The sequence below is a fragment of the Bacillus sp. FJAT-29814 genome (genome assembly GCF_001510715.1).
GTDB lineage: Bacteria > Bacillota > Bacilli > Bacillales > Cytobacillaceae > Neobacillus.
In genome coordinates this window covers 462,318-481,074 of the sequence record NZ_LMTJ01000002.1, presented here as the reverse complement: position 1 = coordinate 481,074, position 18,757 = coordinate 462,318, and the positions used below count along the sequence as shown (strand labels likewise).

Genomic DNA, 18,757 nt, shown 5'->3' with positions numbered 1-18,757 from the left:
CAAATGATCTCAGTAACGTTATGAAATTCAGTCCCATGACACGTTGGTCGGGATTTATTGCTTGGACGTGTCATGAAAGCCAGTCCCATGACGCGTTCTACTGAATTTTCCCTCTTGACGCGTCATGGAAGTCAGTCCGATGACGCGTTGATCAGGATTTTTCGCTCTAGCGCGTCATGGAAGTCAGTCCGATGACGCGTTGGCCAGGAATTTTTGCTCTGTCGCGTCATGAAAGCTTGTCCCATGACGCGTTGGCGGGGAATTTTCGCTCTGCCGCGTCGTGGAAGTCAGTCCCATAACGCGTTGATCAGGATTTTTCGCTCTAGCACGTCATGGAAGTCAGTCCGATGACGCGTTGGCCAGGAATTTTTGCTCTGTCGCGTCATGAAAGCCATCCCCATGACGCGTTGGTCGAGAATTTTTGGTCTGCCACGTCATGAAAGCCATTGCCATGACGCGTTGGTCGGGAATTTTCGCTCTGCCGCGTCATGAAAGCCCAGTCCAGACCATTTTTTACAATAACTTTACATGCATCGTTCTTGAATTCCATAATGATTTAAATTAACATATAAGCATATAGTTATATTTCGATTAAAAGGAGGTATGGTTGTTGTCTAAAACTATTGTTGAATTAGATCGCGCTGCTGCCGTTTTAAAACTGTTGGGGGATAAAACCCGCCTGACCATCATCGGTATTTTAAAGCAGCGTGAGTGCTGTGTCTGTGAATTTCTTGAAGTGTTTGACATGAGTCAGCCATCGATCAGCCAGCATTTAAGAAAGTTAAAAGACGCAGGATTGGTGAAAGAGGATAGAAGGGGCCAGTGGATATACTATTCCTTGAATCAACAAAGCGAGCTGTATGGACTTATTGAAGATATATTGGAACATGTACCGGAACAGACAGATCAAATCAACTTGATTGATAGAGCAAATCCGACCCTTCGTTGCGGTTGTTAATTTTGAAAGTGGAAGTGAGAAAAATTGAGTACTACAGATAAAAAACGATTATCCTTCTTGGATCGCTACTTAACGCTATGGATCTTTATCGCAATGGCAGTCGGCATTGGCCTGGGCTTTATTTTTCCGGGATTTGTCGAAGGGATGAATGAGCTGCAGGTTGGGACTACGTCCATTCCATTGGCGATTGGGTTGATCCTAATGATGTACCCGCCACTGGCAAAAGTGCGCTATGAGGAAATCGGCCGGGTCTTTAAAGATGTAAAGGTGTTGGTCCTTTCGCTGGTTCAAAACTGGATTATCGGCCCTATCCTAATGTTTTTGCTGGCGGTCATCTTCCTTCCGGATAAACCGGAGTATATGGTTGGTCTCATCATGATTGGCTTGGCCCGTTGTATTGCGATGGTGATTGTATGGAATGATCTTGCCAAAGGAGATACAGAGTATGCCGCGGGACTGGTCGCATTTAACTCCATCTTTCAGATGCTGTTCTTTTCCGTTTATGCGTATGTGTTTGTGACCATTATTCCGGAATGGATCGGGCTCGAAGGGGCAGTTGTCAATATTACGATGCTTGAAGTGGCCAAATCGGTATTCATCTATTTGGGGATCCCATTTATCGCGGGGATGCTGACACGTTTTATTTTTGTAAAAATTAAAGGCAGACAGTGGTATGAAAAAGTTTTTATCCCGAAAATCAGTCCAATTACCTTAATTGCGCTTTTATTTACGATTATCATCATGTTTTCATTGAAAGGCGACACGATCGTCAGTCTGCCATTAGACGTCATCAGAATTGCCATTCCGTTATTAATCTACTTTATATTAATGTTCTTCGTATCCTTTTTCATGGGAAAGAAAATTGGCGCGAATTATCCAGTCACGACAACCCTTGCGTTTACGGCGGGGAGCAATAACTTTGAATTAGCGATTGCGGTGGCGGTCGGCGTATTCGGGATTCATTCCGGCGCAGCTTTTGCGGCCGTTATTGGGCCACTTGTAGAGGTTCCGGTCATGATTGCATTGGTCAACGTAGCGTTATGGTTTAAACGAAAATATTTTAAAGAATCTGCAGCCTAAAGGTGGAATTCAACATGGAGAACAAAAAGACGATTTATTTTTTATGTACAGGAAACTCTTGCCGAAGCCAAATGGCTGAAGGGTGGGCCAAAAAGCATTTAGGTGACGAGTGGGAAGTGCGCAGTGCCGGGATTGAAGCGCACGGGCTAAACCCAAATGCGGTAAAAGCGATGAAAGAAGCAGGTATTGATATTTCAACCCATACTTCGGATATTATTGATCCTGAGTATTTGAACAATGCTGATTTAGTTGTCACTCTTTGTGGAGATGCTGCTGATAAGTGTCCAATCACGCCATCAAAGGTTAAACGGGTTCACTGGGGATTTGATGACCCGGCGAAAGCTCAAGGAACAGACGAAGAAAAATGGGCATTCTTTCAACGTGTCCGTGATGAAATCGGCGACCGCATAAAGCGTTTTGCCGATACGGGGGAGTAAAATGGAAAGGCCAAGAGGCTGAACTCTTGGTCTTCCTACCTATGTTTTGGAGGGGAATTTAATGACCAAAGTACAAATCTTTGACCCGGCATTATGCTGCCCTACAGGTGTTTGCGGTCCGAGTGTCGACCCTGAATTAACCAGAGTGGCAACGGCCATCTTTTTATTGGAAAAAAAGGACTTTGACATTACACGCTATAATCTGGCAACCGAACCTGGAAGATTTGTTGATAACAAGGAAGTAAACCAGGTTCTTCATGAACAGGGGCCAGATGCATTGCCGGTTACGATCGTTGATGGGAAAATCGGCAAAATTGGCATTTACCCAACCAACGAAGAATTTGCGGCATGGTTTGGGGTAGAAGTGGACGAGCTTTCGAAAAAGCAAAAGGTCGGACTGAAAATCGATTTAAAATAGAGAGAAGTGAAAATCATGTTTCAAGCTTTCGATCCGAAGATGATTGTGGCGACCAAATTTTTATTTTTTACAGGCAAGGGCGGCGTTGGTAAGACTTCGACAGCCTGTGCGACTGCCGTGGCTTTAGCGGAAGAGGGCAAAAAGGTGTTGTTGGTCAGTACCGACCCCGCCTCTAATTTGCAGGACGTATTGGAAGTTGGGCTGACAAATAGTCCGATGGCGATTGCAAATGTGCCCAATCTTTATGCCTGTAATCTTGACCCGGAGGAAGCCGCTAGAGCATACCGCGAGAACATCATCGGACCTTACCGCGGGAAACTTCCAGATGCTGTTGTGGCCAACATGGAGGAACAGTTATCGGGGGCCTGCACCGTTGAAATCGCCGCTTTTGATCAATTCACCAATTTGCTTTCCGACCCAAAGGTGTATGAAAAATACGAGCATATTATCTTTGATACGGCTCCGACAGGGCATACGCTTCGCCTGTTGCAGTTGCCGACGGCCTGGAGCGGCTTTTTAGAAGACAACACCCATGGCGCCTCTTGTTTGGGGCCTTTATCGGGGGTGTCCGAAAAGAAACAAATCTATGCTATTGCCATGGATGCACTTTCTAATCGGGAAAAAACGACTCTTATTCTTGTTTCTAGGCCGGATGAGTCCTCCTTGCTCGAAGCCAGCCGTGCATCTAAAGAGTTAAAGGATATTGGCATCTCAAACCAAGTTTTGATTATGAATGGATTATTACAATCTTATTTACCTGACGATAAAATTTCCGCGGCGTTATATGAAAGACAACGCAAGGCAATCAAGGGGATGCCCAAAGATTTAAAACAGGTTGTCACGTATTCGCTGCCATTTGTGTCGTATTCTTTAACAGGCATTCAAAACCTGCGTTATTTATTTAAACATTACACACTACCTGCGAAGCAATCAGAACCCAGAGGCGAGCCAATCTCACTGCCAGGCTTAAATCAAGTAATGGAAGACTTTTCGAAAAATAACACAAGATTAATTTTTACAATGGGGAAAGGTGGAGTTGGCAAGACCACGATTGCATCTGCGATCGCAGTTGGCTTGGTGGAAAAAGGCCATAAAGTACATTTAACCACTACCGACCCGGCCGCCCATTTAGAGTTTATTTTTCAAAATAGCAAATTAAATGAGCAATTGACGATTAGCCGGATCAATCCAGCAGAGGAAGTTGAGGCTTACAGACAGGAAGTATTGTCCAAGGTAAGCGATGAGCTTGATGAAGATGCGATTGCGTATATCGAAGAGGATTTAAAATCGCCATGTACGGAAGAGATTGCCGTTTTTCGGGCGTTTGCGGAGGTTGTGGCTAGGGCTCAGGATGAAATCGTCGTCGTTGATACGGCGCCGACAGGGCACACATTGCTGCTTTTGGATGCCGCCCAGTCTTACCATAAAGAACTCGCTCGGTCCACCGGAGAAATCCCCGAGAGCGTCCAGATGCTGCTGCCGCGCTTACGGAATCGGAAGGAAACCGGCGTGGTCATCGTCACATTGGCGGAAGCCACTCCGGTATTAGAGGCAAGCCGGTTGCAAGCCGATTTAAAGCGGGCCGATATTTCCACGGAATGGTGGGTTATTAATCAAAGCTTTTACGCTGCCGAAACAAAAGATCCTGTCCTCAAAGGAAGGGCACAGGCCGAAGAGGCTTGGATTCAACAGGTGACAGCTGACCTTGCTGAAAAATGTGCAATCGTTCCACTGATGAGTGAAGAAATCACCGGGTTTGAACAGCTGGAAAAATTTGCACATCATAGAGCACTGGCTGCAAATAGGTTGTAATTTTATTAAAAAACGGTATGATGAATGAAGTGAATTTTTTGAGGGGTGATGGGGAGATGAATATTACAGATCAGGCTCGTGATGTCCTGAAGCAATTGCTTCAAGAACATGATGCCAAAAACATTCGTATCTATTTTGCGGGCTTTGGCTGAGGACAGCCAAAAATGGGACTGGCTCTGGATGAGCCGGATGAAAAGGATATAGTCGTAACGATTAATGAAGTAATGGTCGCAATCGATCCCGATGTAGAGCCATATACGGAAAACCTAACAATGGATTTCAATCAAGAGGCCAATGGGCTTGTGTTATTGGGAAATGAGAGTAATTGTTGCTAAATAAAAAGGGAAGTTAGTTGTTTTATACACTAACTTCCTCAGATTGTTGAGAAACCTAACTTTACGTCTTAGAAATTAAAATCCTTTTATCAATTCTTGAAGATTTCTTTTAAAAAAATATATTATGCAGTTAAATAGCCCTCCATCTATCCCTTTTTTCTTTAGATGAAGGGCTATTCCTACAACAGCAGCGAGCCATAAAAAAGATCTCAAAAAGAAAAATGTGATAAAAAAAGGTGCAGCCCCAGGAAAGGTATCTAGAGACTGCCCCTTTTTTTTTATTTTGAAGATTACCGATTCCCTTTAAAATTGATACCGATTGCAGCGCCATTTCTGCTGGAGTCGGCTACTCCTTTAAAGGTGCCGTTTTCATGATCAATAAAAATGCTTTGTACGTTTCCAATTGTTGTCGGGCTGCCGAATCGGTGTCCCATGCTGTTCAGTTTGCTTATTACATCGGCGGAAACTCCGGATTCGATTCTATAAGAAGTGGTGCTATTCGTATAGATTCTTGGCTCCTCGACCGCTTCCTTTAGCTCCATGTCGTACTCGATTGCATGTAGAATCGTCTGTAAAACAGAAGTAATAATTGTTGTGCCGCCTGGCGATCCCACTGTTAAAATAGGCTTGTCATCACTAAAGACGATTGTCGGTGTCATGCTGCTCAATGGACGTTTATTTGGCTGCACTTCATTGGCTCCGCCAGGAACTGCATCAAAATCTGTCAATTCATTGTTTAACATAATCCCGTACCCAGGCACCATGATTCCAGAGCCAAAAACTTGTTCAATTGTCGTGGTGTAGGAAACGACATTGCCCCATCTGTCAGCGACCGTAAAATGGGTTGTCTGGCCCTCTTTCTTATCGTCAGGCTGTGAAGTGATTTTGTAATTGGCTGAAGCCATTTCGTATTTCCAAGGGTCTCCAGCTTTTGGAGACTTATTCATGCTGTTAAGGCTGATTAGAGCCTGACGTTCTTTGATATATTCAGGATGAAGCAGCCCTTTTAACGGAACGTTAACAAATTCAGGATCCCCTGCAAAGGCAGCGCGGTCTGCATAGGCAAGATGCATAGTTTCAGCCAGGAGATGATATTTTTCCCATGACCTTACATCATATTTGGAAAGCTTGTAATCATCCAAGATTTTCAGCATTTGCAGCAAGAACACCCCACCAGAGCTTGGAGGAGGCATGCTAGCAATCTGATAACCCTGGTAATCGCCCCAAATTGGCTTATCAATTGTAACATTATATTTATCCAAATCTGCTACTGTCATCGAACCGCCAAACTGCTGGACCTCATTTGCCATAGCTTCGCCAATTTGACCATTAAAAAGGGCATCTGCCCCTTTGGCACGAATTAACTTAAATGCTTTAGCCAAATCTTTTTGGACAAGCAGGTCGCCTTCTTTTAATGGCTGCCCATTTGGAAGAAAGACGTCTTTTGCTGCTGTCGCGGAAAGCTTCTCTTCGTTATCAGCAATAGCGTCGGCAAGTACCGACTCAATCGGGAATCCTTGATCAGCCAGCTTAATGGCCGGGCCAATCAATTGCTGCATAGGGCGGGTGCCCCATTTTTCCAAAGCGGTTTCGAGTCCCTTTAATGTCCCAGGGACTCCAACCGACTTACCGCTTCTTACGCGGTCTGCAAATGGAATTGCTTTTCCGTTCTCATCCAAGAACATGTCAGGTGTTGCTCCCTGGGGGGCGCGTTCCCGGCTGTTGATGATAGTTGTTTCTTTCGTTTTTGCATCGTAATACATCATAAAGCCGCCGCCGCCAATACCGGACATCATCGGCTCAACAACGTTTAGAGCAAACTGAATGGCCACTGCTGCATCAACCGCATTTCCGCCTGTTCTGAGTACTTCTGCACCGATTTCCGATGCCAGCGGATGGGCAGTAGCCACCATTCCATCCTTTCCTGTTGCTACTTGGCTGTATTTCCCATAATCAACATCTTTCCCTTTAGCATGAGCGTTAAAGGGCAGTGACCCTGCAATTAGGAGACCACTAAATAAAATCGCCGTACCTGCCTTCAAAATCCTCCGCATCCATTTCCCTCCTATTATGTAGAATACTAACAATTCTATTTTATCTGACTTTACAGAAAAATTAGAAGATTACATCTATGATTTCCTAATTTTGGTTATTACTACCTATATCAAGCGTTACTAAAGTAACATATTTTAAGGATAATTTGTTCTTAATTATGAACAAAGTCCTAGTCTAATTTTAATAAAAGTGAGTCAGTCCTTTGATAATAGTAAACAGCCGGCTTGACATTGGTTTGGTAAAGAAAAAATAAAACGAAGGATTTACTCCTGGATTCTGCTCATAAAAAGTAATCAACCATGAAGGGGAAATCGGCATGCCCGTCATTTTCAGAGACATGTATGCGATGGAGGTCGGTGATCATGTCACTTTATCACCGACGGAGTGACCAAGGAGTTTGTCATTAAAGAATACATACTGGATTCGATAATGAATTCTACCATATCCTCCTCGACAAGAATCTTGCTAAGCGATCAAGACGTTGACGAGCTGCTTGGCCGGGTAGGAGAAAATGAATATCTGATAGAAACATATTTTACCAATGCCAACGAAGCATCGGATTTTCAAACTGCCTATGAAAATGCGAAACATCCTCAGAATGGTCAGACCATCACTTATACCAGTTTATTTTTCAACACTCGCGGGAGTTTAGTGATTTATACACTAACTTCCTTTTTTATTTTCTATTAAATCAGGTAAAAAATAAATCCCGATACTGTCGACATGGTAACGACTGATAGAACGAATGTAACAACGAGTTGTTTTTTGAAGATGGATTTCAAAAGGATAATCTCCGGCAAACTCGCACCGGCAGAACTGATCATCATCGCCATGACAGGCCCCAGCGCCATTCCTTTTGCAATCAGGATTTGCGAGATGGGAATCATACTGGATAAGCGAATATATAGTGGAATTCCAATAATAGCAGCGACAGGTATTAACCACCAATGGTCGCGGCCAAACACGCTGGAAATCCATTCTGTTGGAACCAAGCCGTGAATGACAGCCCCGATTGCTGCACCGAAAATTAAATACGGGTAAACGCTTTTCATTAAGTGCAACGTTTCTTTTATCGCCAACTTCACATTGAATTTCTTATGTTGTTCCTCGTAACCAGACATCACGACATTTTTTACGGACTTCTCAAAGCCTAATTTTTCAAGAGTAAAGCCGATAATGATTGAAAAAATGGTCGTCAAAATGGTATAGAGTACAGCCACCTTCCAGCCAAGAGCAACGGCCATAATCGTTAAAATCGTGGGGTCAAGAACAGGAGAGGCAAACAAAAATATCATGACAATTCCAAACGGCATCTTTTTCTTCAGCATGTTGACAACTACCGGGATGGTTGAACAGGAACAAAAGGGAGTAATAAAAGCAAAAACAATGGCTGCAAATGCGGCGATGAATTTATTTCTGCCTGTGAGCTTTTTTTCTATCTTCTCATACGGAATATAGCCTTGGAGAAGGCTAATTACGAACGAAATGGCGATGAAAAGGACCGTTAATTCCAGAGCAATATAAAGAAAACTTTTAAGGGCATCTAACCACATGATATATATTTCTCCTTTTAAATCAAAATATCTTGATGTGTTAATCAAAATATCTTGATGTATTAATCAAAAAAAATTGATGTATTATCAAAAAAATTTAGCAGCATGTCGGCTTGAATAAACAGCAAAGCTCCGGGGACAACAAATGATTGAGCTCTTTCTGATTCAGTTCGTAATAACTCCAGGTTCCCCGTGTTTCTTTTGTAATGATGTTTGCATCCAATAAAATCTTTAAATGGTAAGACAATTTTGATTGCGCCATATCAACCAAGGGCGCGAGATCGCATACGCACATGGCTCCTTTTTGAGTTAAAATATTCATGATTTGCAGTCTCTTTTTATCAGCAATCGCTTTAAATTTTAACTCATACTTTTCGAATGTCGAATCCAATGATATGTCTGTTAATGGAATTTCTTCTTGCATTCGTTTCACCTGCTTTTTAAATCAAATAATCTTGATATGTTTATCTTATATCCAATATTTTCATGTGTCAATTCCTTTATCAAGAAAATTTGATTATATTTTAATTAAACAAATTTTTTTGATAAAGTGGTTGTAATTAGTAAAAATTGCTAATATACTAAGAGTGTTAAATCAAGAAAAGTTGATTTATATGGATTAAATCAAAAAAACTTGATTTAATCAATCCAAAAATAGAAGGAGATGGAAAAGATGAATTTTTTTAAAAAGTTGTTTGGTAAAGAGAGTTCCGATTGCTGTAGTGTTGAAATTAAGGAGGTAGAAAATTCACTAGAGGAATCTTGCTGCGATCAACAATCTTCTTGCTGCTAACAGTAGTCTGTTATCACCATATGGTACGCTAACACGTCATGAGGGGAAGTCCCATGACGCGTTGGGCTGGATTTTTCCCTTTGACACGTCATGGAGGGAAGTCCCATGACGTGTTCGGCTGGATTTTTCCCTCTGACGCGTTATGGAGGGAAGTCCCATGACGCGTTGGACTGATTTTTTGCCACTGACGCGTCATGGAGGGCAGTTCCATGACGCGTTGAACTGATTTTTTGCCACTGACGCGTCATGAATGCTAGTCCCATAACGCGTTGGACTGATTTTTTGCCTCTGACGCGTCATGAATGCTAGTCCCATGACGCGTTCGACTGAAATATTCACTCTGACGCGTTATCCCGACAGCCTGAAGATGAGCCTTAGACTCATCTTTTTTTGATTACAGCCGATTTAGAACCCTAGGAATAAAGTCTGCATAGCTTTCAATGTGGAAATCTGCTTCAAGATTCGGATTTTGATAGGCAACCGTTTTGATGTTTAGTTCCCTTGCAGGAATTAAATCCAATTCCCGGTCACCCACAACCAAGTCGATGTGATGACGTCTAAGAACATGTTCATAAGAAGAACGATGAGGCTTTCTGGTGAAGCCTTGTTCTTCAACCGAAACAATTTCCTTAAAATACTTTTTCAAATGATATTTTTCAAGCAGATAAATCGTCGATTCCTTGTCGCGATGGGTCACGATCACATTGTTCTCGACAGCTGCCAAAGCATCCTCAACATGATCGAACGGCCTGCTGATTTTTTTTGAGTGATAATTAAAATATGTTTGGTACTCACCCCTGCGGCTTTCATCAATGCCATAATGTTTGAAGGCCGTTTTCGAATCTTTTTTCAGCCATTGTAAAACCTCACCCCGGTCAAGATCTTGTTGGGATAATTGAACGAAGCCTTCCACCAATGCAGGATATGTATCATAAAGTGTTCCATCGAAGTCCCATAAGATGTTAATAAAAATCACTCTTTCTTAAAATTTTTATTTAAACAGCGTAACATATGGTAATTTAAAAAGGAAGATGATAGAAAAAGAGTGATTCCGATGAAAAGAATAAAATATTTTATTACAATTTTTATTGTCATGTTATTAGGGCTTGCCTCCCGAAAATACGGCCAGTTCCTGCCGAACTTTATCGCAGAAAACGCCGGGGACGCATTGTGGGCGATGATGGTCTATTTTGGATTTCGCTTCTTGCTTGCTCGAAAAAGTATACTCACTGCCATAGGGCTCAGCCTAGTATTTAGTTTCGCCATTGAATTCAGCCAGTTATATCAAGCCGACTGGATTAACCAGATTAGGGGCACTGTGCTTGGCGCATTAGTATTGGGAAAAGGATTTCTTGTTGTGGACTTGTATCGGTACACTGTAGGCATTTTGATAGGGAGTTTCTTGGATAAGATGGCTCTATTCGACCGAGAAGGAAAAGAAAGGAGAAGTTGGGTCGAATAGAAGGCGCATATGCGACCGAGGGGGATCAGGAAGTAAGAGTTCGGTCGAATAGAAGGCGCATATGCGACCGGAGGAGGTGCAGGAAGTAAGAGTTGAGTCGAATAGAAGGTGTATATGCGACCGAGGGGGATCAGGAAGCAAGAGTTGGGTCGAATAGGAGGCGTATATGCAACCGAGAAGAAGCGGGAAGCAGGAGTTGAGTCGAATAGAAGGCGCATATGCGACCGAGGGGGATCAGGAAGCAAGAGTTGGGTCGAATAGAAGGCCTATATGCGACTGAGAAGAAGTAAAAATCAAGAATCTCGTAGCATAGAAGATTAAGAAAAAGGTCTAGCCTGCCAGGCTAGACCTTTTATCAAATGCCGAACATTTTAAGCCTTCATCACCATGGCCGCCTGCTCCCATTTTAACCGCTCTTCACGGTTCGGGTCGTTGACCACTTCGCTCTCTAGGTTAAAAATCATCGTTGGGCGGAAGTTTAGATCATACTTTGGCCATAACGGGAGGTCTTCCGTGTTTGGATTGCCGTTGCTCACGAAGTTAATCCATGCCTGATGCATTTGGACCGAGACTAATTTCCGTTCCGGAGAAGAACCGGTGAAATTTTCCGTATTTGGCGTATCTAGCGTGTTCCAAACAAATGGAATCTCCAACGCATGGGTAGCTTTTAGGGCACCGTCAAATACAGGCGTTTCCCAATCAAACCGATACATCCAAACCGGTGCGCCTTGATTTACCTGCAGCTCCGCGAGTTTTTGTGCCGGATAGGTAAAGATATGAATCGTTAATAGTTTATTGAAAAGTTCCTGATTCAACGGACCACGGAATTGATTGGATAAAAGCGGCACTAAAGGTCCGAATGTTTTTTCAAAAAGTGCCTTGGCCTTCGCGTCATCCGCATCCTTCCACTCAGGGTCAAACACTGTAAATATATTAAACTCATCCTTGTTTGTGCCAATCAAAATCGCGACATCCTTCGCCGAACCGCCAGCAATCGCCTCATGTGGATGCTTTGGCAATGAAACACCATCCACAACTGGCCCCAAGCTCATCGCCGGCAGGAGGTCAGCGGCTTTCAATAATTGCTCAACCGGCATTTCCTCCAGTTTTGCGAGATTCGTAGGTTCCACCTGTAACGCGGCTAATAGATGACTAGCCACTTTTGTCGCAGTCTCGGAAGAATGCGCATTTGCCGCCGCGCCGCTTTGTAAAATTGCTTTTTGGAAAAGGCCTTGTGCGGATGGGAATCCGAGTAATACTCCAACACTCATGGCCCCAGCGGATTCTCCAAAAATGGTGACATTGTTTGGGTCGCCGCCAAACGCCGCGATGTTGTCCTGAACCCAGTGCAATGCTGCCACTTGGTCAAGAATGCCGCAATTCCCGGATGTCGCATATTCTTCACCGCCAATTTCGGCAAGGTGAAGAAAGCCCAATACTCCCAGACGATAGTTAATCGTTACAACGACAACATCACCCTGGGCGGCAAACGAAGCGCCGTCATACCAATGGCTGGATCCCGAACCGGAAACAAAGGCGCCGCCGTGAATCCAAACCATAACAGGCCGTTTTTTATCATCAGCGCCAGGTGACCATACATTTAAATACAGGCAATCCTCACTAACATTCGAGACATCATTCCCGAAAAACTCCATGATTTCCCGCTGTGTCTGCGGTGCAACTGGTGAAAATTGGGTGGCATCACGGACGTCTTCCCAAGCATCCGGCCGTTCTGGGGCGCGAAATCGAAGTGATCCAACTGGAGGCTTTGCAAATGGAACCCCTTTCCATGCAAACACTCCATCAACCTGTTCCCCTTGCAGTTTACCGTAAACAGTTTCAACAATTGTTTTGGTCATTGATTTTCTCCTCTCCCAATACTTTCAGTTTGAACCCCATTTGTTGCTATTAATTGATATTCGAGAAGAAGTAGGTATTTTCCTTTTAATTACAAATATTTTGGAACTAAAAAGAGCCGATATCAATGATTCGGGGAAATTGCCTAGGAAAAAGAATCGTCCCAGATAGTTGTGGAAGTGGAAAAAGTGCAATTAGAATTGCAAATGGTTCAAGAAGCGTTAAAGAAAGAGGAAATTCATTTTGTTTAGGGACTTTTTGAAAAGGAATTTCAAAAGGCCGCTGAACTTTTTCAGCGGCCTTTCCCAGTTCCATCAAAGTGTCCAATTCAAGTGGACTCAAAGGTTTTAAGTATACTTCTTCTGTGGTTCCGGTGTTGCAGTACTGGCTCCACCTTCGCCATGTACCATGATAGCCACACATGCTATCCCCTCTGCTTAATACTATACCCGTTAATTGTTACCGATTAATGAAGTAAGTGTGAATCGTCGGTTAAATGTTTATGACAACTGGAAACATTTTTTGAAGTCGTTATTTTCATAACCGCCTATTTTGTAAAGTTTGGGTCAATTTTCCGTAAAAGTACTAAAATTATTATTTTGTTGTATTATAATTTTTTTAAAAAAGGAAAAGTTTTCAAAAAGGTGCATCTTGAGGGGGGATTTTTACATGACAGCGGCTATTATTTTGATCGTAGCAGGAATTATCATTGGTGTTATTTTAATCGCAAAAAATCGTCCAAAACTAAAAAAAGAGAACATCCCGGCAAACCTAGGTGTCCTAAGTAACGTCCCGCTAAAGCCTCTAATCGATCAGTTAAACTCAGCGTTAAGCGATGACTATATCCGGATGGTTAAAATGCGCTACCTTGAGGATTACCCGAAACGGAGCGAGGACGAATTTGAATGGCTTTTGTTTGAATTAAAGCGATATTTCATCATGGCCAACCTGTTAAAGAAAGCACCGATGTTCAGTGATTCAGTTGATGAAATTTGGCATGAGATGATTCTGTTTACGAGGAATTATGAGCGCTTTTCTGAAAAATTTTTAGGGAAAATGCTGCATCATACCCCGAACACAACCCCCGAGCCGGCGCCACAGGAACGTGCCTTTTTTGACTGGGTGTTTTCGCAGCTGTTTGAAGTGACCCAGTTTAGCTGGAACACCTGGGGGGACTTTTTCAAATATCCGCTTGCGAGTGAAGTATTAAAAGATTTTAAGGAAAAGTCTGATGAAGAATTGATTAAAACCTATTTCCGGCAGACTGATGGTAATCGGGAATTGTTGGAGTACTTGATTTGCCGGATGAAGGAGCAGTTAGGCGTTTCAGAAAAAATGTACCGGGCCAATCCGAGAGGTTCCTTTTTGAAACAACGGAGATATGGCGATATGACGGCCCTGTCGTTTATGATGGTGTTCTTCTCGTATTATTATTTTGATGAATATTGGCAATACGCAAAAGTTTATGCTTTTGCTGAAGCAGCGAAATATACAAGCGGCTGTTCGAGCGCTGTTTTTTGCGGTTCTGCCTCATCGGATGATTCGAATTCGGGCGGAGGCGGAGGCGATCATGGCGGCAGCAGCTGCTCTTCATGCTCAAGCTGCGGCAACGGGTGCTCGTCATAGACATAAGCAATCAATTATATTGGAAAACGGGTAGCCAATTGGGATGTTTGGCTGCCCTGTTTTATTATATTTTTAAATTATAATAGATGATCGAAAATGTCCAGCCCGCCATATGAATCAATAATAGAATCCCTAATACGGGAGCTGCAGTCAGTTTCATACCGAAATTTAATAAAATAAATAGAATGTAAATAGCCACTAATGTTATTTTCCAGGAGGCTGCAAGTGATTTTGTTGAGATGATGTTATATCGTTCGTCGAGCCCTCGCTTACGGGCAGCCTGTCTGCGCCCCCACCACCATCCGAATGCCCCGCCTAAACCTCCAAGTAATAAACCAAGCAAGCCAAACATCTGATCTAAACCCATATTTATTCACTTCCTTTTTCAAAAATAAATACGTCTTCAATCTTACAGCGAAATACCATTGCAATTTTAAACGCAAGTTCCAAAGACGGATTATACCGGCCATTTTCAATAGAAATGATGGTTTGTCTCGAAACGCCAATTTGTTCGGACAACTGCTCTTGTGTTAAACCAAACGATGCTCTTAACTCTTTTATTCGATGTTTCATCTCACGCCCCCCTCTTGCATGTAAAGTTAGCTTTACGTAAAGTTTACTTTACATCTAATGGAAATGTCAAGGTAACTTTACAAAAAATGGCTAGTAAGGACAATTTGCAAAATAATAGTACATTATCAGTCCTATTGATTACCGAAAACATAGTTTCCAAGAGAACTGAGTAGCCAATCAAGGCTATTGGCTACCGAACCCTTCGTCGTGAAGAGAACTGGGTAGCCAATCAGGGCTATTGGTTACCGAACTAGTAGTCGCGAAGAGAACTGGGTAGCCAATCAAGGCTATTGGCTACTGAACCAGTAGTCGCGAAGAGAACTGGGTAGCCAATCAAAGCTATTGGCTACCGAACAGGTAGTCGTGAAGAGAAACTGGGTAGCCAATCAAGGCTATTGGCTACCGAACCAGTAGTCGCGAAGAGAACTAGGTAGCCAATCAAGGCTATTGGCTACCGAACAGGTAGTCGTGAAGAGAACTGGGTAGCCAATCAAGGCTATTGGCCACCGAACCAGTAGTCGCGCAGAGAACCGGGTAGCCAATCAAAGCTATTGGCTACCGAACCGGTAGTCCGGAAGTGAACTAGGTTGCCAATAAAAGCTATTGGCTACTGAGAGCTACTAGGGCAAGGAGAACAGAGTCGCCAATCGTTTCCCATCCCAATGAACTACCCCCATCCCCTGAAGCCAGGTTTTTGGCAAAAATAACAGAATATTCTGTCCCAAGACAACATACATTTTTACTATCTTTTGAAATCCACAACATCTCACAGTACATTCCACAACTTCGTTCAACATCGAGATTGGTGGTTTGTTGCTTTTTGGAAAAGCCCAATAATCTGAGGGGGAGAGGATTGAATGTTTGGTTCGTTGCAAGGGAAGACGGCAATCGTTACGGGGGGCAGCATGGGAATTGGAAAAGGAATTGCCCGGGTTTTTGCCAAGCATGGTGCAAATGTTGCGGTAGTGGCGAGGAATTTGGAAGCTGCCGAAGCTTGTGCGGCCGAGCTCAATGGCAATGGCGGCGGTACAGTGATTGCGATTAAAGGGGACGTTCAGGACCGCGATTCGATGAAGGATGTGGCAAGGGAAGTGCATGAGAAATTCGGAAGTATCGATGTTCTTTGCGCCAATGCCGGCATTTTTCCATCCGCCAACCTTGAAACGATGACCAATGAGGATTGGGATACGGTCATGAACACGAACGCGAAAGGGACATTCCACTCTGTGCAAGCATGTATACCATACCTCAAGCAAGCGGAATACGGCAGGATTGTGATCACCTCATCGATTACCGGCCCTGTTACCGGCTATCCGGGCTGGTCCCATTACGCTGCCAGCAAAGCCGCTCAATTAGGGTTCATGCGGACAGCGTCATTGGAATTAGCGGGAGACGGCATTACCGTGAATGCGGTGTTGCCAGGAAATGTCCTGACAGAAGGTCTTGAGGGCTTGGGCGAGGATTATCTTGAGGAAATGGCCTCGGCGATTCCAATGAAAAAGCTTGGCAGAGTCGAAGACATCGGCTATGCTGCCCTCTTTTTGGCTTCAAAGGAAGCAGGCTTTATTACCGGCCAAACGATCATCGTCGATGGAGGGCAAATCCTGCCTGAAAACTAAACCCTTGAAATAAACCAGCAAAAAGGGTTCCGATTTTAAGTTTAGTAGGTGGTACCATATATGTCTTTATCCTATGAAGAACGCAAAGCAGTCATTATGGAATCTTTGGAAAAGGAAGAGAAGGTCCAGGTTCGGATGATGGCCAGCCTGCTGCAAGTGTCCGATGAAACGATTCGCCGTGACTTGGACCGGCTTGAAAAGGAAGGATACGTCAAAAAGGTATATGGCGGGGCTGTCAAAACAAAGATTCATAGCTGGGAACTTCCCTTTGATGAAAAAACCATGATCAATCAAAAAGAAAAACAGGCGATTTGCAAAGCGGCTACCGCACTTGTCAAAGATGGGGACATTATTATGATTGGTAACGGGACCACTCCGTTGGACATGGTCCCTTATTTGGCAGATAAATATGATATTACGCTGATTACTCATTCTGTTCCGGTCATGCTGGGGGCGATGGATGTTTTTAAGGGCCGAGTTATTTTTATCGGCGGTGAAATTGAAAGGAATCAAAAGTATACTAGCGGACCGCTTTCCGAACGGATGCTGGAAATGCTGCGGGCTGACAAAGTCTTTATTTGCGCCGGTGGAATTTCCGTTGAGAATGGAATTACCGATTATGATATCAGTGGCTCCAGCATTTCGCGCAAAATGATGGACAGGGCGGAGGAGGTCATTGTGCTTGCCGACCATTCCAAATTCGGCAAGGCGACCTTTGCCCATATGTGCGCGCTTACCGAGGCTTCGAAAATTATCACCGACCATCTCTGTCCTGAGGAATGGAAAACAACCTTGTCCGAACGGGGAATCAAACTGATTGTCGCCGATGAAATTTAGGGCGGATCCTAACCAAGAAGCGCTCATGTCAATATGTTTTAGAGAAATGAGGAGAAATCATATGATCGAATTTGGCAATAAGAAGCAAGTCCTTGACCGTTCCATGCAATGGTGGAATCCCGGGAAAACGAGTCAATGGCAGAAAGACGGCATCGATTTGGTCATGGGAAAACGCGAGGGTTATTACTTTTATGATATGGAAGGCAAAAAGCTTATGGATGTCCATTTAAATGGGGGGACCTACAATCTCGGCCACCGGAATCCCGAAATTATTGCCACGTTAAAAGAGTCCCTCGATGAGTTCGATATTGGCAACCATCACTTTCCGGCGATGACCCGGGCCCGACTAGCGGAAAAACTTGCTGGCTGTTCGCCGGACAGCCTGCATTATTCCATTTTATCTGCCGGCGGCAGTGAAGCCATTGATGTTGCCTTGAAATGTGCCCGCTATGCCACGAAACGGAAAAAAATCGTCTCAATTATCAATGGGTATCATGGCCACACGGGACTAGCGGTTTCATTAGGAAATGAACGTTATTCACGCCCGTTTTTAAGTGAAGGTGCCCCGTCGGAGTTTATTCATGTGCCGTTCAATGATTTGGATGCGATGGAACGGGCATTAAGAAATGAGGATGTTGCCTGCGTCATTATTGAAACAATCCCTGCCACCTATGGATTCCCGCTTCCTGAAAAGGGCTACCTTACGAGTGTTAAGCGGCTTTGTGAGACATATGGAACACTGTATATCGCCGATGAGGTGCAGACAGGATTAATGCGGACCGGCAAGCTTTGGGGCATTGAACACTACGGGGTTGAGCCCGATATTCTTGTGACCTCCAAAGGCTTTAGCGGCGGCATTTATCCGATTGCGGCAACCGTTGTCAGTAAACAGGCAGGCAATTGGATGAATGAGGACGGTTTTGCCCATATTTCTACCTTCGGGGGTTCGGAATTGGGCTGTATTGTGGCCATGAAGGTGCTCGAAATCTCACAGCGTAAGGAGGTGCAGCAAAACGTCGATTTTGTCGCCCGCTATCTAAGGACTGGGCTCGAAACCATTAGGAAGCAGCATCCTGACTTTTTCGTCGGCATCCGTCAGTTGGGAGTGGTCATGGGGCTCGAATTCAATCACCCAAAAGGTGCGATTTATGTGATGCAGGAGCTTTATAAAAATGGGGTTTGGGCGATCTATTCCATGCTGGACAATCGCGTCCTGCAATTCAAGCCCGGCTTGCTCTGTGATAAAGACTATTGTGATGAATTACTGGAAAAATGCGAGCTTAGTATAAAACAGGCAGCGAAAATGGTTTATAGCTATAGTTCATGATTCGAAAGGAGTTTT

Annotated in this window: 20 protein-coding genes; 12 read left to right on the top strand and 8 right to left on the bottom strand. The window is 43.8% G+C overall.

Features of this window, described 5'->3' with window-relative positions:
* The first annotated feature begins 610 nt into the window (after positions 1–610).
* The 6 genes from AR334_RS06385 (at position 611) to AR334_RS29415 (ending at position 5,040) form a co-directional block, all read left to right on the top strand.
* A complete protein-coding gene (locus tag AR334_RS06385; protein ID WP_066307001.1) occupies positions 611–958 on the top strand; it encodes a helix-turn-helix transcriptional regulator in 348 nt (115 codons plus the stop codon).
* 24 nt (positions 959–982) lie between these two features.
* Entirely contained in the window at positions 983–2,038 is a 1,056-nt protein-coding gene (gene arsB, locus AR334_RS06380; RefSeq protein WP_066306999.1) for an ACR3 family arsenite efflux transporter, read from the top strand.
* 14 nt (positions 2,039–2,052) lie between these two features.
* Positions 2,053–2,475: an arsenate reductase (thioredoxin) gene (gene arsC / locus AR334_RS06375; RefSeq protein WP_066306997.1), complete on the top strand. Its 423-nt coding sequence runs from the start codon at positions 2,053–2,055 to the stop codon at positions 2,473–2,475.
* A gap of 61 nt (positions 2,476–2,536) precedes the next feature.
* Positions 2,537–2,893 (top strand): arsenite efflux transporter metallochaperone ArsD, encoded by a 357-nt coding sequence (gene arsD / locus AR334_RS06370; protein ID WP_066306995.1) that lies wholly within the window; start codon positions 2,537–2,539, stop codon positions 2,891–2,893.
* A 15-nt stretch (positions 2,894–2,908) separates the two neighbouring features.
* Positions 2,909–4,705, top strand: a complete 1,797-nt coding sequence (gene arsA, locus AR334_RS06365) for an arsenical pump-driving ATPase (RefSeq protein ID WP_066306993.1) — start codon at positions 2,909–2,911, stop codon at positions 4,703–4,705.
* Positions 4,706–4,869: 164 nt separating this feature from the next.
* Positions 4,870–5,040 carry a hypothetical protein gene (locus AR334_RS29415; RefSeq protein ID WP_156431193.1) on the top strand — a complete coding sequence of 57 codons (171 nt, stop codon included), beginning with the start codon at positions 4,870–4,872 and terminating at the stop codon, positions 5,038–5,040.
* A gap of 290 nt (positions 5,041–5,330) precedes the next feature.
* Here AR334_RS29415 and ggt read toward each other — a convergent pair whose 3' ends face one another.
* Entirely contained in the window at positions 5,331–7,094 is a 1,764-nt protein-coding gene (ggt, locus tag AR334_RS06360; protein ID WP_066306991.1) for a gamma-glutamyltransferase, read from the bottom strand.
* 430 nt (positions 7,095–7,524) lie between these two features.
* Here ggt and AR334_RS06355 point away from each other — a divergent pair, with 430 nt between their 5' ends.
* Positions 7,525–7,785 (top strand): hypothetical protein, encoded by a 261-nt coding sequence (locus tag AR334_RS06355; RefSeq protein WP_172799166.1) that lies wholly within the window; start codon positions 7,525–7,527, stop codon positions 7,783–7,785.
* On the opposite strand, the gene AR334_RS06350 is transcribed toward AR334_RS06355, so the two are convergent.
* From AR334_RS06350 to AR334_RS06340, 3 genes are all read right to left on the bottom strand, one after another.
* On the bottom strand, positions 7,782–8,648 hold the full coding sequence (locus tag AR334_RS06350) for a permease (RefSeq protein WP_066306988.1): 867 nt from the start codon (positions 8,646–8,648) through the stop codon (positions 7,782–7,784). The two genes, AR334_RS06355 and AR334_RS06350, sit on opposite strands and share 4 nt — an antisense overlap.
* Before the next feature lie 97 nt (positions 8,649–8,745).
* The gene (locus AR334_RS06345; RefSeq protein WP_066306986.1) at positions 8,746–9,072 is read right to left on the bottom strand and encodes a metalloregulator ArsR/SmtB family transcription factor; all 327 of its coding nucleotides are present in this window, start codon (positions 9,070–9,072) and stop codon (positions 8,746–8,748) included.
* A gap of 763 nt (positions 9,073–9,835) precedes the next feature.
* Complete coding sequence (locus AR334_RS06340; RefSeq protein WP_253701194.1) at positions 9,836–10,417, bottom strand: HAD-IA family hydrolase; 582 nt, start codon at positions 10,415–10,417, stop codon at positions 9,836–9,838.
* Between the two features lie 78 nt (positions 10,418–10,495).
* Here AR334_RS06340 and AR334_RS06335 point away from each other — a divergent pair, with 78 nt between their 5' ends.
* Positions 10,496–10,903 (top strand): DUF2809 domain-containing protein, encoded by a 408-nt coding sequence (locus tag AR334_RS06335; protein WP_066306983.1) that lies wholly within the window; start codon positions 10,496–10,498, stop codon positions 10,901–10,903.
* A gap of 371 nt (positions 10,904–11,274) precedes the next feature.
* On the opposite strand, the gene AR334_RS06330 is transcribed toward AR334_RS06335, so the two are convergent.
* A complete protein-coding gene (locus AR334_RS06330; RefSeq protein WP_066306980.1) occupies positions 11,275–12,762 on the bottom strand; it encodes a carboxylesterase/lipase family protein in 1,488 nt (495 codons plus the stop codon).
* A gap of 106 nt (positions 12,763–12,868) precedes the next feature.
* Positions 12,869–13,075 (bottom strand): hypothetical protein, encoded by a 207-nt coding sequence (locus AR334_RS06325; protein ID WP_156431192.1) that lies wholly within the window; start codon positions 13,073–13,075, stop codon positions 12,869–12,871.
* A 354-nt stretch (positions 13,076–13,429) separates the two neighbouring features.
* Here AR334_RS06325 and AR334_RS06320 point away from each other — a divergent pair, with 354 nt between their 5' ends.
* On the top strand, positions 13,430–14,386 hold the full coding sequence (locus AR334_RS06320; protein ID WP_066306975.1) for a hypothetical protein: 957 nt from the start codon (positions 13,430–13,432) through the stop codon (positions 14,384–14,386).
* A gap of 64 nt (positions 14,387–14,450) precedes the next feature.
* On the opposite strand, the gene AR334_RS06315 is transcribed toward AR334_RS06320, so the two are convergent.
* Together AR334_RS06315 and AR334_RS06310 are read right to left on the bottom strand one after the other, a co-directional pair.
* Positions 14,451–14,753 carry a hypothetical protein gene (locus AR334_RS06315; protein ID WP_066306974.1) on the bottom strand — a complete coding sequence of 101 codons (303 nt, stop codon included), beginning with the start codon at positions 14,751–14,753 and terminating at the stop codon, positions 14,451–14,453.
* Positions 14,754–14,755: 2 nt separating this feature from the next.
* The gene (locus tag AR334_RS06310) at positions 14,756–14,959 is read right to left on the bottom strand and encodes a helix-turn-helix transcriptional regulator (RefSeq protein ID WP_066306973.1); all 204 of its coding nucleotides are present in this window, start codon (positions 14,957–14,959) and stop codon (positions 14,756–14,758) included.
* A gap of 857 nt (positions 14,960–15,816) precedes the next feature.
* On the opposite strand from AR334_RS06310, the gene fabG reads away from it, so the two are divergent.
* The 3 genes from fabG to AR334_RS06295 all read left to right on the top strand — a co-directional run bounded on the left by fabG (position 15,817) and on the right by AR334_RS06295 (position 18,742).
* Positions 15,817–16,578: a 3-oxoacyl-ACP reductase FabG gene (gene fabG / locus AR334_RS06305; protein ID WP_066306969.1), complete on the top strand. Its 762-nt coding sequence runs from the start codon at positions 15,817–15,819 to the stop codon at positions 16,576–16,578.
* Between the two features lie 60 nt (positions 16,579–16,638).
* Positions 16,639–17,415, top strand: a complete 777-nt coding sequence (locus tag AR334_RS06300; RefSeq protein WP_066306967.1) for a DeoR/GlpR family DNA-binding transcription regulator — start codon at positions 16,639–16,641, stop codon at positions 17,413–17,415.
* A gap of 61 nt (positions 17,416–17,476) precedes the next feature.
* Positions 17,477–18,742, top strand: coding sequence for an aspartate aminotransferase family protein (locus AR334_RS06295; protein WP_066306965.1), 1,266 nt, complete (start codon positions 17,477–17,479; stop codon positions 18,740–18,742).
* Positions 18,743–18,757: the final 15 nt, after the last annotated feature.

Excerpts from the sequence above, each read along its gene's own strand:
- arsC (WP_066306997.1), top strand. The coding sequence starts at position 2,053 with ATGGAGAACAAAAAGACGATTTATTTTTTATGTACAGGAAACTCTTGC.
- AR334_RS06315 (WP_066306974.1), bottom strand. The coding sequence starts at position 14,753 with ATGGGTTTAGATCAGATGTTTGGCTTGCTTGGTTTATTACTTGGAGGT.
- AR334_RS06320 (WP_066306975.1), top strand. The coding sequence starts at position 13,430 with ATGACAGCGGCTATTATTTTGATCGTAGCAGGAATTATCATTGGTGTT.
- AR334_RS29415 (WP_156431193.1), top strand. The coding sequence starts at position 4,870 with ATGGGACTGGCTCTGGATGAGCCGGATGAAAAGGATATAGTCGTAACG.
- AR334_RS06330 (WP_066306980.1), bottom strand. The coding sequence starts at position 12,762 with ATGACCAAAACAATTGTTGAAACTGTTTACGGTAAACTGCAAGGGGAA.
- AR334_RS06310 (WP_066306973.1), bottom strand. The coding sequence starts at position 14,959 with ATGAAACATCGAATAAAAGAGTTAAGAGCATCGTTTGGTTTAACACAA.
- AR334_RS06355 (WP_172799166.1), top strand. The coding sequence starts at position 7,525 with ATGAATTCTACCATATCCTCCTCGACAAGAATCTTGCTAAGCGATCAA.
- AR334_RS06345 (WP_066306986.1), bottom strand. The coding sequence starts at position 9,072 with ATGCAAGAAGAAATTCCATTAACAGACATATCATTGGATTCGACATTC.
- arsA (WP_066306993.1), top strand. The coding sequence starts at position 2,909 with ATGTTTCAAGCTTTCGATCCGAAGATGATTGTGGCGACCAAATTTTTA.
- AR334_RS06325 (WP_156431192.1), bottom strand. The coding sequence starts at position 13,075 with ATGGAACTGGGAAAGGCCGCTGAAAAAGTTCAGCGGCCTTTTGAAATT.
- fabG (WP_066306969.1), top strand. The coding sequence starts at position 15,817 with ATGTTTGGTTCGTTGCAAGGGAAGACGGCAATCGTTACGGGGGGCAGC.
- ggt (WP_066306991.1), bottom strand. The coding sequence starts at position 7,094 with ATGCGGAGGATTTTGAAGGCAGGTACGGCGATTTTATTTAGTGGTCTC.
- AR334_RS06335 (WP_066306983.1), top strand. The coding sequence starts at position 10,496 with ATGAAAAGAATAAAATATTTTATTACAATTTTTATTGTCATGTTATTA.
- arsD (WP_066306995.1), top strand. The coding sequence starts at position 2,537 with ATGACCAAAGTACAAATCTTTGACCCGGCATTATGCTGCCCTACAGGT.
- AR334_RS06300 (WP_066306967.1), top strand. The coding sequence starts at position 16,639 with ATGTCTTTATCCTATGAAGAACGCAAAGCAGTCATTATGGAATCTTTG.
- AR334_RS06350 (WP_066306988.1), bottom strand. The coding sequence starts at position 8,648 with ATGTGGTTAGATGCCCTTAAAAGTTTTCTTTATATTGCTCTGGAATTA.
- AR334_RS06295 (WP_066306965.1), top strand. The coding sequence starts at position 17,477 with ATGATCGAATTTGGCAATAAGAAGCAAGTCCTTGACCGTTCCATGCAA.